At 25.5% G+C, this 16,426-nt stretch carries 9 protein-coding genes; 6 read left to right on the forward strand and 3 right to left on the reverse strand.

Annotated elements, in window-relative coordinates; genetic code table 4:
- The first annotated feature begins 33 nt into the window (after positions 1 to 33).
- Complete coding sequence (locus ACW95P_RS01545) at positions 34 to 8,538, forward strand: hypothetical protein (RefSeq protein ID WP_457961479.1); 8,505 nt, start codon at positions 34 to 36, stop codon at positions 8,536 to 8,538.
- 90 nt (positions 8,539 to 8,628) lie between these two features.
- Here ACW95P_RS01545 and ACW95P_RS01550 read toward each other — a convergent pair whose 3' ends face one another.
- Positions 8,629 to 9,366 carry a YebC/PmpR family DNA-binding transcriptional regulator gene (locus tag ACW95P_RS01550; protein ID WP_457961480.1) on the reverse strand — a complete coding sequence of 246 codons (738 nt, stop codon included), beginning with the start codon at positions 9,364 to 9,366 and terminating at the stop codon, positions 8,629 to 8,631.
- 340 nt (positions 9,367 to 9,706) lie between these two features.
- Between ACW95P_RS01550 and ACW95P_RS01555 the strand changes: the two genes are divergently transcribed.
- The 3 genes from ACW95P_RS01555 (at position 9,707) to ACW95P_RS01565 (ending at position 12,251) form a co-directional block, all read left to right on the forward strand.
- Positions 9,707 to 10,192 carry a redoxin family protein gene (locus ACW95P_RS01555; protein ID WP_457961481.1) on the forward strand — a complete coding sequence of 162 codons (486 nt, stop codon included), beginning with the start codon at positions 9,707 to 9,709 and terminating at the stop codon, positions 10,190 to 10,192.
- A gap of 135 nt (positions 10,193 to 10,327) precedes the next feature.
- Positions 10,328 to 11,239, forward strand: coding sequence for a single stranded DNA-binding domain-containing protein (locus ACW95P_RS01560; RefSeq protein WP_457961482.1), 912 nt, complete (start codon positions 10,328 to 10,330; stop codon positions 11,237 to 11,239).
- Entirely contained in the window at positions 11,232 to 12,251 is a 1,020-nt protein-coding gene (locus ACW95P_RS01565) for a hypothetical protein (RefSeq protein ID WP_457961483.1), read from the forward strand. The genes ACW95P_RS01560 and ACW95P_RS01565 overlap by 8 nt, the downstream gene beginning before the upstream one ends.
- Before the next feature lie 45 nt (positions 12,252 to 12,296).
- On the opposite strand, the gene ACW95P_RS01570 is transcribed toward ACW95P_RS01565, so the two are convergent.
- Positions 12,297 to 13,574 (reverse strand): hypothetical protein, encoded by a 1,278-nt coding sequence (locus tag ACW95P_RS01570; protein WP_457961484.1) that lies wholly within the window; start codon positions 13,572 to 13,574, stop codon positions 12,297 to 12,299.
- Positions 13,575 to 13,595: 21 nt separating this feature from the next.
- Positions 13,596 to 14,345, reverse strand: a complete 750-nt coding sequence (locus tag ACW95P_RS01575) for a DeoR/GlpR family DNA-binding transcription regulator (RefSeq protein ID WP_457961485.1) — start codon at positions 14,343 to 14,345, stop codon at positions 13,596 to 13,598.
- A gap of 110 nt (positions 14,346 to 14,455) precedes the next feature.
- On the opposite strand from ACW95P_RS01575, the gene nagB reads away from it, so the two are divergent.
- Entirely contained in the window at positions 14,456 to 15,160 is a 705-nt protein-coding gene (nagB, locus tag ACW95P_RS01580; RefSeq protein WP_457961486.1) for a glucosamine-6-phosphate deaminase, read from the forward strand.
- The gene (locus ACW95P_RS01585; RefSeq protein ID WP_457961487.1) at positions 15,150 to 16,313 is read left to right on the forward strand and encodes an amidohydrolase family protein; all 1,164 of its coding nucleotides are present in this window, start codon (positions 15,150 to 15,152) and stop codon (positions 16,311 to 16,313) included. Before nagB ends, ACW95P_RS01585 begins: the two co-directional genes overlap by 11 nt.
- The last annotated feature ends 113 nt before the right edge of the window (positions 16,314 to 16,426 follow it).

A 16,426-nucleotide genomic window follows, 5' to 3' on the forward strand; every position in this document is an offset into this window, starting at 1 on the left:
AAATTTATAAATAATAAAAAAGGAAGCAATATTATGAAAAAGAAGTTAAAAAAACCACTTTTAATTCCGCTTGCTGGATTATCAATTATGACAGTCCCGCTTTTTGTTATTGCTGCTTTTCCTAGGCAAGCAGTTTCAACCTTTAATAATAATAAAGCTTATCAGGATAATCATCACACTGATTTAGAGTTCAGAAATTGAATGAGCAATTTACCAAATGAAATGCCTATAAAAGATCTTTCTATTCCTGGAACTCATGATTCTGGAATGTTTTCAGTAACTGGACTTAGAGGATTTTTTGGTCAGGCTTGAGCTAAAACACAAGATCGTGATTTTACGCAACAATTCAAACAGGGGATTCGAGCACTAGATATTCGAATTGATGAAAATTTAGATGTAAATCATGGGGGAGCTTATAGTGGTTGGAATTTAAATCGTATTTTATGAGCGGTTAGAGCTCATTTGATAGATAATCCTAGTGAATTTTTTGTAATTAGAATTAAAGATGAAAATATTGGTGACCTTGGTAATAGAGATAAAAGAGGTGGTGTAGGTAAAAAAATTTATGATCTTTTGAATAATGGAAGTTATTCAAGTTTTTTGTATAGACCTTCTAATTCTGTGGTTGGAAGTCTAAATTTAAAAGTTAAAGATTTAAGAGGGAAATTTTTAATCGTTAACAATATGCATCACAATGCATGAGATACAGGCAATAATTATAGCGTTAATTGATATAGCATGAATACTCAAGATGAGTGAAATTTAGATCACTGACCAAAATTTAATGCTATAAAAAATCATTTAAAAAATGTTAGTGATAGTTGAACTAATTCTCCAGCTTGAAATGTGAGTTTTACAAGTAGATCCCATAGTAATTCACAGCCATGGGCAACAGCGAAATCGATGAACCCCGAAGTTTTAAAATGATTGAATTCAGATGAAGGAATGAAATTAACTAGATTAGGAATTGTTTTTATGGATTATGCAGGGGACTCACTTGTTCATAGGGTCATTATGAACAATTTTTACTACCCTGATTATGTCGTTAATCAAGGTGTTTTTGGAAGAATTATTCAAAAAAATGAAATAACCTTAAAGCCAATGAAGCCTAATGACAACAAAATTTCATTTACAGGAAATACACAAGGTTTTTTTGCTAATGTTTATGTTAATGGAGGGCTTGTTAAAAGCAATTTTCAAATCAATTCCAACAATGGTGAGATAACAGGGATTACTTCATTTAATGGTGAAGAAAATGTAAAAGTTGAATTATTTAAAAAAACTCCTTGAAACCCATACTATAATGAACGTGAATATAATAAATTAGAATTTAGTGCAAAAGTTTTGCCTGATTTATTATTTATCAAAAGATGAGAAGATTTAAAAACAAAAATTACTAATTTTAAAAATGAGTTTTCTAATAATACTCCATATTTAAAAACTAAGCAATTATTAGATCAAGAATTTTTGAATAAAATTAATACTTTTTTAGAAAGCCCTTCGAAAAATACAACAACAATTAATTCTATCAATGAAATGACTGGAAAAATTGATAAATTTTTAGAAAATTTAAGAAAAGTTGATAATGAATTATTGAAAATGTATGATGCAAAAAATACTGATAATTACAAATTATCAAATTATGCAAGAAGAAACAATTTAGATGGCTATATTACAACTTTTGAAAATGTTAAAAATGCAGGTATTAGCCAAAATAGAGATATCAATGGGATTGTCTATGGCGTAGCTGCTATTATAAAAGCATTAAATGGAAATACCAATTTAGCTAGTGCCAAAAATAAAATTAATGATTTTGGTAGTTTTTCTAGTTCTGAAAAGTCGCAAGCTATTAATATCATTTCCAATATCGATACCATAAGTAATATAAATTTATTAAATCAAAAAGTTGATGCTTTTACTAGAATTAATAACAAAATCGAAGACTTTAATAGATCGATTGATAAGTTAGATCATTTAGATAACAGTACCAAAACTTATTTTAAATTGCAAAAACCAGCTATTAATTTAAATAGTTTTTCCGAATCAACAATCAATAATAGTTTAGATAACATCTTAGCTAATGCACAAAATTTAAATAATAAATTTAATGAACTTTTAAATAAATTTAATGAGTATATTGTAACAATCGGTACGCGAAAATACATTTTTGCTGATAATTTAACAAGCAATGAAAGCCAATTAGTCCAAAAAATTAAAGCCGTTGCCACTAATATTTCCTTATCAGCACCATTAACTACTACATCATCAATTAGAAATGGATTAATTACCACAACTAATGCTAGTTCAATTAATGATACTGTTTCCGCAATTAATACAGCACTAGCTGGTTTAAATGGAATAAGAAATTTCGAAATAGCACAAAATAGAATTAATGGATTTTTGAATTTAACTAACAACCAGAAAAACCAAGCGACTGATGTTATTTCTGATACCGCAATTACTAATACTTTAACATCGCTTAATCAAAAAGTGGAAAGTTTTGCAAGAATTAATACCAAAATTGGCGAAACTAAAAATAATATTATTGGACTTTTAAATTTAAGTGAAACTACTAAGAATTATTTCAAAGAAAAAATTAGCAACATTGCTTTAAAGAATGCATCAGAATCTGTAATTATTTCTAACTTGACAACTATTTTTGATAATGCTAAAACTTTAAATTCTAAGTTTAGTGATTTATCAAATAAATTTAATGAATATAAAAATTTATTATCAACACCAAATTACAAATTAAGTGATCTAACCAATCGCCAAGAAACAACATGAATTCCTAAAGTAAATTCAGTGCTTTCAAATTCAAGGTTATCAGCACCATTAACTACTAGTTCTACAATTTCCGGAGTTTCACTTGCTACTAATAATGTTGAAGCAGTTCAAGAAGCTATTAATGCTATTGCAACAGCAATTACTTCATTGAATGGAATTAGCAATTTAGATGCTGCCAAAAGGATTGTTAATGGTCTTAATAATTTTAGTTCAACACAAAAAACTAGTGCAATTAATATTATTTCTAATATTAATACTACTAATACAAAATTATTATTAGACCAAAAAGTTGCAATGTTTTCAAATATCAATACTAAAATTGATGAAATTAAAAGAGCTATTAATCGCCTTTCAAATTTAAGTTCGGATGTAAAAAGAAATTTTGAAAATCAAATTGCTAATATTACTTGAGGAAATTCTGATCAAAGCGCTATTATAAATAGTTTAACAACTATTTTAACTAATGCTACAGCCTTAAATTCTAAATTTAGTGAAATAGCAAATAAATTCACTGAGTACAAAGCTGTAATTGGAACACCAAAACATGACTTAAGTGATGATTTAAATGCAAAAGAAACTGCATTAGCGCAAAAAATAAAACTAGTTATACCAAGCATTACTTTATCAGCTCCAATAACAACTTCATCTTCAATTGCTGGTGGATTAATTAATGTAACCAACATCAATACAATTAATGAAGCAATTAACGCAATCACAACAACAATTAATAGTTTAAACGGTGTAACTAATTTGGAAACAGCTAAAACTAAACTTAATGGTTTTTCTAATTTTACTAGCACTCAAAAAAGCAATGCCATTGCTATTATTTCTAATATCAGCACTATTAATACAAAAGCGTTATTAGAACAAAAAGTTACAATGTTTTCTAATGTTAATGCCAAAATGACTGATGTTTTAAATGGCATTAATAGATTTCCAAATTTAAGTCAAGCTACTAAAGACCACTTCAAAAAACAAATTAATGACATCGTTTGAGATAATTCAGATGAAACAACAATTTTAGCTAACTTGAATAACATACTAGCTGAAGCTTCTAGCTTAAATAATAGATTTACTGATTTAATTAGTAAATTTAATCAATATAAAAATACAATTGGCACAACTAATCATGATTTAAGTGATAATATTCTTCAAAAAGAAACAATATTGGCGCAAAAAGTTAATTTAATTCTTTCAACAGCAAGATTAACTGCCCCATTAACAAAAACTTCAGCAATTAGCGGCTCAGCTCTAACTGCAAATAATATCGGTTCAATCAATGATGCTATTAATGCAATTAATACAGCATTTAATGAATTAAATGGAAATAATAATCTAGAGGCTGCTAAAACTAAAATTAATAACTTAACTAATTTTACAAGTGCTCAAAAAAATGATGCTATTAGAATTATTTCTGATATAAATATCGTTAATTCTATTACGCTTTTGAATGAAAAACTGGCAATGTTTTCAAACATTAATACCAAAATGAATGAAATTAAAAGCAGCATTAACAATCTTACTTACTTAAATAAAAATGTTAGCAAACATTTTATTCAACAACTTGATAATATTACTTGACAAAATTTACCTGAAGCAACTATTATTTCTAATTTAAATAATTCCTTAACTAATGCAACAACTTTGAATAGTAAATTCACTATATTGATTAATAAATTTAATCAATATAAAGCTTCAATTGGTACATTAGATCATGATTTAACTGATAATATAATTCAAAAAGAAACTGAATTAATCCAAAAAATTAATGTTGTTATAACTAATACAAGTTTGAGTTCGCCTTTAATAAAAACATCAACAATTAGTAGTGGATTAATAGTAGTTAATCAAGTTGCAACAGTTGAAAACTTGATTAATGCAATTACTTCATTAATGAATTCTTTTAATGGTGAAAGCAAATTTAATCAACAAAAAGCAACTTTAGTAAACGCTACAAAAAGAGATATATCTAACAATAATTTATTATCAAATGAATTAAAAAGTTACTTTAATCAAAAATTGGATCAAATTCAAGCAGACACAACAGTAAGAACTATCGAAGGTGTCAATGATAAAATTAATTTAATTAAAACAGAAGTTGAAAAACTTATTGAAAAGCATAGTGAATTAGATGCTACAATTAAGGTCTTCACAAGTGCTATGGGAAGTTTTGAATATCAACAATCTTCAAATCAAAGTCAACAAAAACAAAATATTTTTAATGCTTTAAATACTGTTTTGGCATTAAATTCAAGTTCTAGTGTTAATTCTGTTATTTATAATAATTCAAATATTAATACTTTACCATTAAAACAAGGTGTTACTATAACCACATTAAATGCAGCTATTCAAGTTGTTAAGAATGCAACTAAAGCTCTTGATGGCAAAGATGTGATTCAAAGTCGTAAACAAGCACTAGCAAGACAATTAAATCAGTTACCGTTAACAAAAATTAATTCACCAATTCGTAATGAACTAAAAAAAATAATTGATATTGCTAATTCTGAAGTTGATTTTAGCCAACTTACTGATAAAATCAATAATGCAATTGCTATTGTTGAAAAAATTGAAAGTAAAATCGCTGAGCTTGAAAATTTAAAAAATACAGTTAACTACAAATTAGCAACCACTACAATTCAAACTCAATTCAATAACAGTATTGATTCATTGAAAAATGAATACAATAAAAACTTATTCGACAATTCCTTAATTGCCTTAGCAAATAATTTACTTAATACAGTTAATATTAGTGCTTTAAATGGTGAAACTAATTTAAATGAAATTGAAAGAAAAATTAATAATTTTGAAATTATAGGTTCTGAATTAAAAAGTAAATTTATATCTTCACTACCAAAAGATAACTTTAGGAATTTAAATCAAGTATTCAATGAATATGAAAAAATTGTGGATGCAATTAAATTACAAGTTAATAAAATTGATGATTTTCAGCATTTAAGTGAACCATTAAAAGCTAAATTTAAAATAGATTTAGTTAATAATTATTATGATTTTACAAAGCAAAAAGCGACTACAAAAGCAAGTGAAATAACATCTCAAGCCACAAAAATCAATACTAAATTTAATGAACTAAAAGTTGCATTTGATAATTATGGAAAAATAATCACTTCTTCAACTATTACGGATGCTGATAAACAAATGAATAATCAAAAAGTTATTAGCGCTTTAAATTCCGTATTTCAAAACCCAGTTGCGGATTTAAATCAACCAATTAATGATTCAAAATTTAGTGAATTAGTATCGATTGCAAAAATTAATCAAGCAATTTTGGATATTGATATTGCTCGTGATTCAGTTTCTGATGCTTCAGAAATCCAAAAGATAAAAGAAGTTTTTAGAAGAAAATTAGGTAATAATAATGACTATAGTTATTTACCAGTTAATATCAAGCAAGAAATATTAGCGAATTTAAGTCAAATAGAAACAAAAGAAGCTGTAGCTGAATTAGAAGTGCGAGCTAGTCTTATTAATAATCAGTTTAAAATTATTACAGATAAAATTATCGAACTTGAGGGTTTAAAGAGATCAATAAATTACAAGTTAGCAAATGATTCAAATAAGGAACGGTTTGACAATTTAATTATTTCTCTAAAAAGTGAAGCTAATAAAACTTTAAATGATGATACCATCATTACAGCAGCTAATAATGCTTCAAATTCAACAGCTGATAATAATATTTTAAATGGAAATGCTAACTGAGCTAGAGCTAATGCTAAGATTGATGGTTTTGATTATTTACCACTTGAAACTAAGACAAAGCTTAAATCATTATTATCAAAAGATAATTTAGTAGATTTAAATGCTAAAATCAAAGAATATGAAGTAATTATTGAAACGATTAAAACACAGTTACAAACAATTGATAATTTACCATATTTAACTAATGAGTTAAAAACACAGTTACAAAATGAAATGATTGCTATTGACCCAAATTTAGAAAAAGATGTTATTATTTCAAAAATTTTAAGTTTAAAAAATCAAGCCACAAATCTTAATAATAAATTCAATAAATTGAAAACTGCTTTCAGAAATTATTCTACAGCTTCTAAAGCTGCTAATATTAGCAATGCTATTAAGATATATAATGATCAAAATGTTGAAACTGCACTTAATTCAGTTTTAAATATAAAAATTACAAATATTAATCAAGTAATTGATAATGCTAAATTCAGTTTAAATGCAACAATAACAAAAATTGATAATGCAATTATTGAAATGGATATTTCTAAAAACGCAATTATTCAAGCTATAGAAGTTGAAAAAGAAAAAATAAAATTACAGCAAAAATTACAAGATTCAACAATTTGAACTTATTTAAATCAAAATATAAAAGCAGAAATTACTAATAAGTTAAATGAAGTTACTACAATTCTTGAAGTGAATGATTTAGCAACAAAAGCACAAATGCTAAATCAACAATTAAAAGAGTTGGAGGATCAACGTATTGAAGCTGAAAAATTAAGAAAGCTTGAAGAGGCAAGGCAGGAACTTGAACGCCAAAGATTACTTGAAGAAACTAAAAATAAAGCCCAAGATGCTAACAAAAATCAACCACAAAGCTCAAAAACACCTGAACCAGTTAATCCGCCAAAAGAATCGGAAAAAACTGATATTGCTGATCAAGAAATTGAAGCTAAAAAAACTGTTCACATTAATAAATTACTTGATGATTTAAAAAATATTTCTACAAATGATAGTAGCGGTGGAAATGTAACAAAATACATTAATCAAATCGATGCATTAAGTCATTTAAGTCAAATTCAACGAGATTTACTAAAGCAAAAAGTTGCTACAATTTCTAATCAGAATGCTTTAAGTGATTTAATTAATAATGCAACTCGACTTAATTTAGAAATTAATTTATTAAAAACAAAAATTGAGACTGCAAAACTAATTAGTGGTCAAAAACAAGACTCAACAAGTAAATATGCTTTTGAAATTGCTGTAAATAAGAATGATTTTAATGCAACAATTGCTCAAGCTGAAATTGCGCTTGATAAAATGCGTGCAAACCCACTTTTTTCAATAAATAATAATGGTAACTTGACCCCAACTGAAGTTGGTAATGAAATCAAAAAAAGCTTGAGTAGCCTAATTGCTAGCGAAAATGAATTATTAAATAATTTTAAAAAAACATTTGAAGATTTTATTGATAAAAATTCTCATTATTTATTACCAAATGAAAAAATGATTTTTCAGCAAAAAATAGCAAGCTTCAACCTTGACACGACAGCCGAAGAAGCTAAAAGTTTTTTAAGTAGTATTTACCAAAAAATTAATGAAAACTTAAAAAATAAAATAGATAAATTATTTAATTTAAATGTTGCTGAAAAGAATGAAGTTAAAAAACATATTGAACCAACAATTGTTCCTGTAATTAATATGGTTGATACCAAAATTAATCAAAACATTCAGAATTTTGAAAAAGCTCAAAGTTCAAATGATATTAAACAAAACCTAATTGATGAAATTAATAAAAGCCCACTAATAATAAATACTAAAACAGACTTAGTTAACAAAATTAAAAATAATGATGTTAACAAGGTTTCGGTATATCAAAAAGAATTTATTGATTTAATGGGGCAATTAGATACATTACCAAATGTTGGTGATGAAACTGAAGGAATGAATAAAAATTATTTATGATTTTTAATTTTATTGCCATTATTAGCAATTCCGGTAGCTATTTGATTCTTATTATTTAAAAAGAAACATCATAAAAAATTAAAATAGTCTCTAATTCACTAAGAGACTATTTTTTATATAAAAAAAACTTTCAAAGCTTTTATTGAAAGTTTCTAAATGTTAATTGTAAAATTAATTCTAAAATGAATTTGGACTAATATTGTGTCAAACTTCTTGAACATCTTCATCATCTTCCATTTTTTCAATATGAGCCATTAATTTTTCAGCTTGCTCAGAACTTAATTCTACTTCAGAATCTGGAATATAAGTAACTTCTGCTGTTTCATACTCTAGATTAAATTCTTGATCAAGCGCTTCTTTTAATTGCATAAATTTACTTGGTGAAGTATAAATTTCATAAACTTCAGCATCTTCTGAAACAAAATCATCAGCGCCATTATCTAGTGCAAATAGCATTAGCGTTTCTTCATCAACTAAGTCTTTTTTAATTTCAATAATGCCACGTTGCTGAAAAATATAAGGAATTGCCCCTTGCTTTCCAATGCTTCCGCCAGCTTTTCGAAAATATGATTGTATATTTGCAGAAACCCGGTTTACATTGTCGGTTAAACAAAGTAATAAAACTTGAATTCCTCCACTTAAAGTTCCTGAATAAATAATTTCTTTAAAATCATTACCGTCTTTTGATGAACCCGTTGCTTTTGCAATAGCTTTTTCAATATTTGCTTTAGGCATTGATTTTGCCCGGGCTTTAGAAACTGCTAAGCGCAATGCCGGGTTTGTATCAATATCCCCGCCGCCTCGAGCTGCAGCTACCATAATTTCTTTAGAAAATTTAGCAAACATTTTTCCCCGAATTGCATCCTGAGCACCTTTACGATGTTTAATATTGGCTCATTTTGAATGTCCTGCCATAAATAGTTTTCTCCTATAAAAAAAATAAAAATTTTATTCTTGCATTCTAAAAACAAATAAATTCTTTTTACATTTTTGCTAAATTACAATTACTAATTTTAATTACCATATTGTTTATTTAATAAATAAAAATATATTTTTTAAATTTTATTTTTAAATGTAAAAAAGATTTAAATTACTAATTAATTATTTTACACTAATTTTAATGCTGTCTAGTAAAAATAATTGCTTTTTAACCACTTTTTAGTCAATTTTTAAAATTTGTTTTTCTTAAAAAAAGCTTTATAATTTTAATAGATTTTTATATTTAAAAATCAATTTAGAAAAGGAGCTATAAAATATGGCAGTTAGAGATTATTTAGCAAATGAAACAGTAGAACAAAAATTAAAAGTTGGTGATAATTTTCCAGATTTTGAACTATTTAATCAAGATTTAACAACAACTAAGTTAAAAGATCTAGGAAATAAGAAAAAAGTTGTAATTTTTTTTCCTTCAATTCAAACTCCGATTTGTGATATGCAATTAAACCAATTGGCAAATGACTTAAAAAATCATGATGTTGCTTTAGTTGGTGTAAGTAATGATGCACCAATCGCAGGTGGCACATGATGCAGTCAAAAAAATCACGATAATGTAACTTTTTTATCTTTATTTAACAACAATTATGAGTTAGCAAAAGCTTTGGGACTATTTTTACCAGAATTACCAGCACTAACTTATCGTGCAGTTTTTGTCTTAGATGAAAATAACAAAGTTGTTTATCTAGAATATGCACCAACTTTAAAAACTGAATTAAATCTATTAAAAGTTTTAGATTTTTTATAATTTAAAACTTAAATCATTTTTAAATCCTCTTAACGGGGATTTTTTTAGTGTTAAATTAAATATCTACTAAAAAAGCTTATAATTTTAGAAAATTTATTATTTTAGCGATTTTTGATAGAAGGGGCAAAAGTATTCATGAAAATATTAGGAAGAATCAAAAATATTAGAAAATTTAAAAATATTTCTTTTTTAGATATATTTTCAGAAAATACTTTTTATCAAGTGAGTTTAGAAACTAAATTTTTAATTGAAAAAAAATTAAGAAAAGAAATGTTTATTGCAATAACAGGGGAACAGTATTTTACTAGGATTGGGTGAAAAACAATAAAAATTAAAACAATTCAAATTTTATCTCAACCAAATTGTCAAAATTATTTTTTGAAACAAAGTTATCATGATTTTTTTTATAAAAAAATAAATTTTTTGTCTAGTCTTGAAACTTTTTTAAAAAAACATAATTTTAAAAATATTTATTCAAGAAATAACATCTATGAATTTATTTTTAATGGAATTAATAAAAATTATTTTATTGAAAATAATAATGATAGAGAAAATTATCTAAGCTTATTTTTGATTAAAACTGATTATTTGAATATTGAAAAATTAATATTGCTTTTTGTAAAAAAATTTTTAAATAAACTAACACCATTTGCTAAATTAAATTTTGATCAAGTCATGACTAACTATTTAAAATTGGGTACTAATTCTTCCTTTCAAGATATAAAAAAGCATTTACTTCAATTTGAGTTATTAGATATTAAGTCATTAAAATATTTTAAAAACAAAAATCAACTTTTTGTACACGTTTTTAATAAATTTTTGAAATTTAAATTAATTGGTATTAATTATTTTACAAATTTTCCAAATCAAAAAAACAATTACTTAAGTGATTATATTTTTTGAAATGATAAGTTGTTTGCAGAAGTGATCAAACATAATTCTAAAAAAATTACTTTAAAAAATGTAAGTAATAATAATTTACATATAATTAGTTTCCCTGATTTTATAGAAGTTAAAATTAAGTTAAGTAGAGAATTATATGATTAGAAAAATTTTAAACACTAATGATTTAAATAGAATTAAAATTGAAAAAGATAAGATTTTAAAAACTTTTTTAAAACTTTATAGTAAAAAATATCATTTTACTAAGCCTTTGCCTTTAAAAATAAATTTTGATCCAACACTTCAATTTACCAATTGCACAATAACAACAGCTAAAAAAATGTGAATTAATAATAAAAACAAAAGCTATATAACTGTACAAAAAGCATTAAGAACAAATACATTTATAAATCATGACGAAAATAAAGAATTTAAATGAAATTCAGAACTTACAATGCTTGGGGGTTTTGTTATATCTTCAGATACAACTATTGAAAATGAATTAAAAAATCAGTTTTTATTTTTAAATGAAATATTTTCTGAAAAAAAATTTATTATTAAAATCACTTTTAATAGTTTGCTAGTAAATTTTTTTAATTTGAATTTTTTAGAAATTTTTAAAAATGAAGAAAACAAAATAATTGTAAAATTAGAAAAAAATAATGACTTAGTTTGAAAATATGGTTTCAATAACTTTAAAGGCTTAGGAACGAGCTGGGAAATCATTAATACTGAAAATAATAATAGATATGCTTTCGGCAATGTAATAGCTATTTTTGATGAAAAAAAACTTGTAGGATTTGAATTTGGTGGCGGCGCTGAAATTTTAGTACAAGCTAAAATGAATTTAGATAGTAAAATTTTTGCATCAGATTCTTTTTATAATCTTATTTTTGATATTGCAAATTTAACTGACAATTATAAATTAATGGATGCAATAATAACAATTTTGACAATTACAAAATCTCAAATTAATAAAATGAATACTAAAATTTTGTTGAAGCATACATTATTTTCGTATTACAAAACAATATTTTCTTTTTTAAATAAATACAATATTGAACTTCCCATTTTTCAAACTTATCTTAAAAATGCTTTGAAAAAACTTGAAAATATTGATTGCGATAAAAGCGAAACTAACTTTTGAAAATACTTTTATTATTTTCAAAAGTTTTAAATTAATAATTTTAAAAAAGCAGGTAGCTCCCGCTTTTGGAATAACTTACTTGACTTTTAACGTTAAAATATTACCATTTTCTAATAAGACATAAAAACTATTTTCGGTATTATAGATATTTTTTATTTTACTGTTATTTGCCACTTCTTTAAATTCATTTTTGGTAATGGAATATAATAACAAATTTTTATGATCGGCATCAGGCATTAATAATCAATCATTAACTTGTGCAATAATAGCTGTATTATAGTTGCTAATTTCATGTAAACTCGGATGATATTTATTAGTGATTGCCCTTTCGATTAAATTGTTATTTTCAAAACTATAGTTTCAAACTTCTCTTTTAAAATGAGGCATGTAATTTACAAAAATCGCATCTTCACTTAAAGAATTTTTATAAACAAAAGCACTCATTCATCTATTAGGAGGTAAGGGAGTGCCGGTTGCGGCTATTTTAAGTGAATTATTTTTGTTTTCAATTACTGCAATTTGAGCTCCATGATTTGCTCAACCAGATCTTACAGTAACTAAGTAATCAACATTGTTTTTTCTTAAAATTTGCAAACGATTTTCTTCAAAAACTTCTGAATTATTTAATGTTAGTGGTGTTAGTAAATCTCTTAAATTATGACGTTCTAAAAATATAATTTGTTTTGATTCAATTTCATCACCCAAAACACCATGGCGGTAATCGCTATTTGAACTCGGTTTAGCTAAAACAGCAATATGTTTATCAGTCTGGTTAATCAGCCCTACCGCTAATGGCTTGGCATCATGAGTAATTTCTTGTTGTGATTTAGCAACAATAACTAAATTATTTCCATTTGTTTCAATTCTTGCTAAATAATATTTGTCATTAACTTTGTGAACAATAATTGTAGCAAAATTTAAATGTACAAATCCGCCTTTTAAACTAGTTTTAATATCACTCCTATAAGCTTTGTTATTTTGTAAATCAAGCATTACATAATTTTGATTTATATCAATTAAACTAATTTTTTGTTTATCAACATAAATTGGACTTTCAGGGTGAATATTTTCAATTAAGGTTGAAATTATTCCGTTAAAACTTTGTTTTAGATTACCTTGGCTATCAATAAAATAAAAATGTTTATTATTGTTTATAGCTAAATTTTTAATATTTGATAGATTATTAATTTTTTCTAATGTCAATTGCAATGCGGTTTCTGGCTCCTTAGGTTTTTGTATTGGTTTTTTATCAATTGGATCATTTGGAAAAGTTTGCTTTTGGGCTACAACTTCAGCACAACCTACAACACCAATAATCAAAGGTGCAGTTCCGAAAAGTAATAATTTTTTCATGTTTAAAAACCCACTTTTAGTTTAAATAATTTTAGTATTTGGTAAATCAAATTTTAATTTTAATTTTTTAAGATCATTAACAATTAAATAATCACATTTTTGTAAGCTAAAAAATTTGTAATTTCCTTTTGCTGACATTTTACTTAAATCGGCAATTACAGCAATTTGTTGGGCATTAATTGCGGCTGTTGATTCAATTAGCGATTCTTCTTGATTGCTATTTAATAAAAAACCATCTTCACTGATTCCAACAATTGATAAAAATACCTTATTAAAATGTAAACTAGAAATTGTTTTGGCTGCTTCAATTCCAACAAAAATATTTTTATTATGTTTGTCTTCTCCACCGATTAAAACGGCTTTAACATTTGAATTTTCTTTAGCTACTTGATAAACTGCATAAGAGTTGGTATAAATTACACAAGGCTTAGAAATTTCTTTAACAGCAATTTTGCTTGTAGTCCCTGGTGAAAAATAGATAACATCATTTTTTTCAATGATTTTGGTAACTTTTTTAGCAATTTTATTTTTTTCATTAGCAAATAAAATTCGTTCTACAATTTTAGGTTTACTATTTTTATTAAAATATTCAAGTGAAGAGTACCCTAATGAAACTTTATGAATTAAACCAGCGCTTAATAATAAGCGCAAATCACGGTTTAGTGTCATTGGCGTTACATCAGCAAGTAAACTATTGATTTCTTTAGTTTGAACAATTCCCTTGCTATTGATTAGCTCTAAAATTTTATCTTGACGTTCTGATTTATTCATGTTAATTTTTTCCTCAAAAAATTATAACATTTTATAACTTTTTAATTTATTTTTAAAATTTAATAAAGTATAATTTTACAATAATTAATTTTTAAAAAATAAAGGAAAATATGAAAATAAAAGTTTTTGATAACCAACAACTTGCAGCTACTTATGTAGCTAAATATATTGACAATGCAGTTAAACACAATCCCAAAATTGTACTAGGTCTAGCAACTGGAAGTACACCCATTTCTACTTATGGCGAGTTAATTAAATTGCACCAACAAAATCACACCTCTTATGCTCAAGTGACAACTTTTAATTTAGATGAATATGATGGCATTGATCATAAGCATCCGCAAAGCTACCACTATTTTATGGAGCAAGAATTATTTAAATCATTAGATCTTAACCATCAAAAAAGTTTTTTCCCTGATTTAAAACACGATTATGATCAATTAATTAAACAAGCAGGGGGTATTGATATCCAAATTTTAGGAATTGGTTCTAATGGTCATATTGCTTTTAATGAACCCGGTTCAGATTTAAATTCTCAAACCCGAAAAATCACTTTAGCAGATTCAACGATTAATGATAATGCGCGATTTTTTAATAATGTTAATGAAGTGCCTAAATCTGCTATTTCAATGGGAATTGCAACAATTTTACAAGCTCGTAAAATTTTTATTTTAGCTTTTGGTAAAAATAAACACGCAGCTGTAAAACAATTACTAGCAAGTAAAGAATTTGATCGTAATTTTCCAGCTTCAGCATTAGCACTACATAGTGATGTTGAAATTATTGTAGATAAGGAAGCGATTGATGATTTATAAAAACGCTTTAATAACTACCCATGAAAAACAGTTTTTAGGTTGAATTGATGTAAATGAAAAAGGAATAATTGTAGAAATTGGCAAAGGCAAAACTAAAAAACAAGGTTTGGATTGCCAAGGTAATATTTTATTACCGACATTTATTGATGGTCACACTCATGGAGGTTATGGATTATCTTTTGATGATATCTTGGAACAAAATTGAACTTCAAAAGTTGCTGATTATGAGCGAAAACTTTTAAAAGAAGGTGTAAGCGCTGTTTTTGCAACTACAGTAACTCAAAGTGAAAATCATTTATTATTAATGGCAGAAAAATTTCAAGCTTTAATTAAACAATATTCTCAAACTTTTTTGAATTGATATTTAGAAGGTCCATTTATTTCTCATGAAAAAAAAGGTGCGCATAAAGCGGAATATATCAAGCCGCTCACACAAAAATTTTTAAATCAACTAGTTAAAAAAATGCCGACCAAAAAAATGTTGTTATTAGTAGCACCAGAAATTGCTAAAAATTATGAAATTGTTCAACAAAATTTACAGCAATTAAAGTTTGCTATCGGGCATTCAAATGCATATGATGTTAAAAATCAGCATTTAATTGATTACTATTATACAAGAATGACACACCTTTACAATGGTATGTCAACTTTTGATCACAAACGCCAATCGCTTGTGAATACCATTTTGGAAAAACAAAATATTAGTCCTAAATATTTAGTGGAAATAATTGCTGATGGAATTCATGTCAATAATAGTACTTTGAAATTTACTTATGACAATATTAATATTAATAATTTAATTGTTGTTTCTGATTCTTTACATGCTAAAGGATTAAAAGATGATTTTTATAAATTAGGTGAATTAGATATTGTTAAGAAAAAAGATATTTTTTATTTAAAAGACCAAAATACATTAGCGGGAAGTGGTAAACCCTACAACTTAATTTTAGAAAATTTTAAATTAGCAACTAATTGTAGTTGAGAAGATATCGTTAAAGTATCTTCTTATAATCTTGCTAAAAATCTTAAAATTACTAAAAATTATGGAACAATTAAAATAAATCAATTAGCTAATTTTGTTTTGATTAATCCTAAATTTAAAATATTGTTAATAAATAAATTTGGTGCAGAAACAATATTAAAAAAAATTTAATATCAACAAACATTTAAATTTCAGTCAAAGAATTCAAGTAGTTTTTGTTCTTTTGACTGAAAATTTATTTTTATATGCAATTAAAATTAAAGCCACAAAAATTTTTGAAATAG

This window comes from Mycoplasma pogonae (assembly GCF_054170725.1).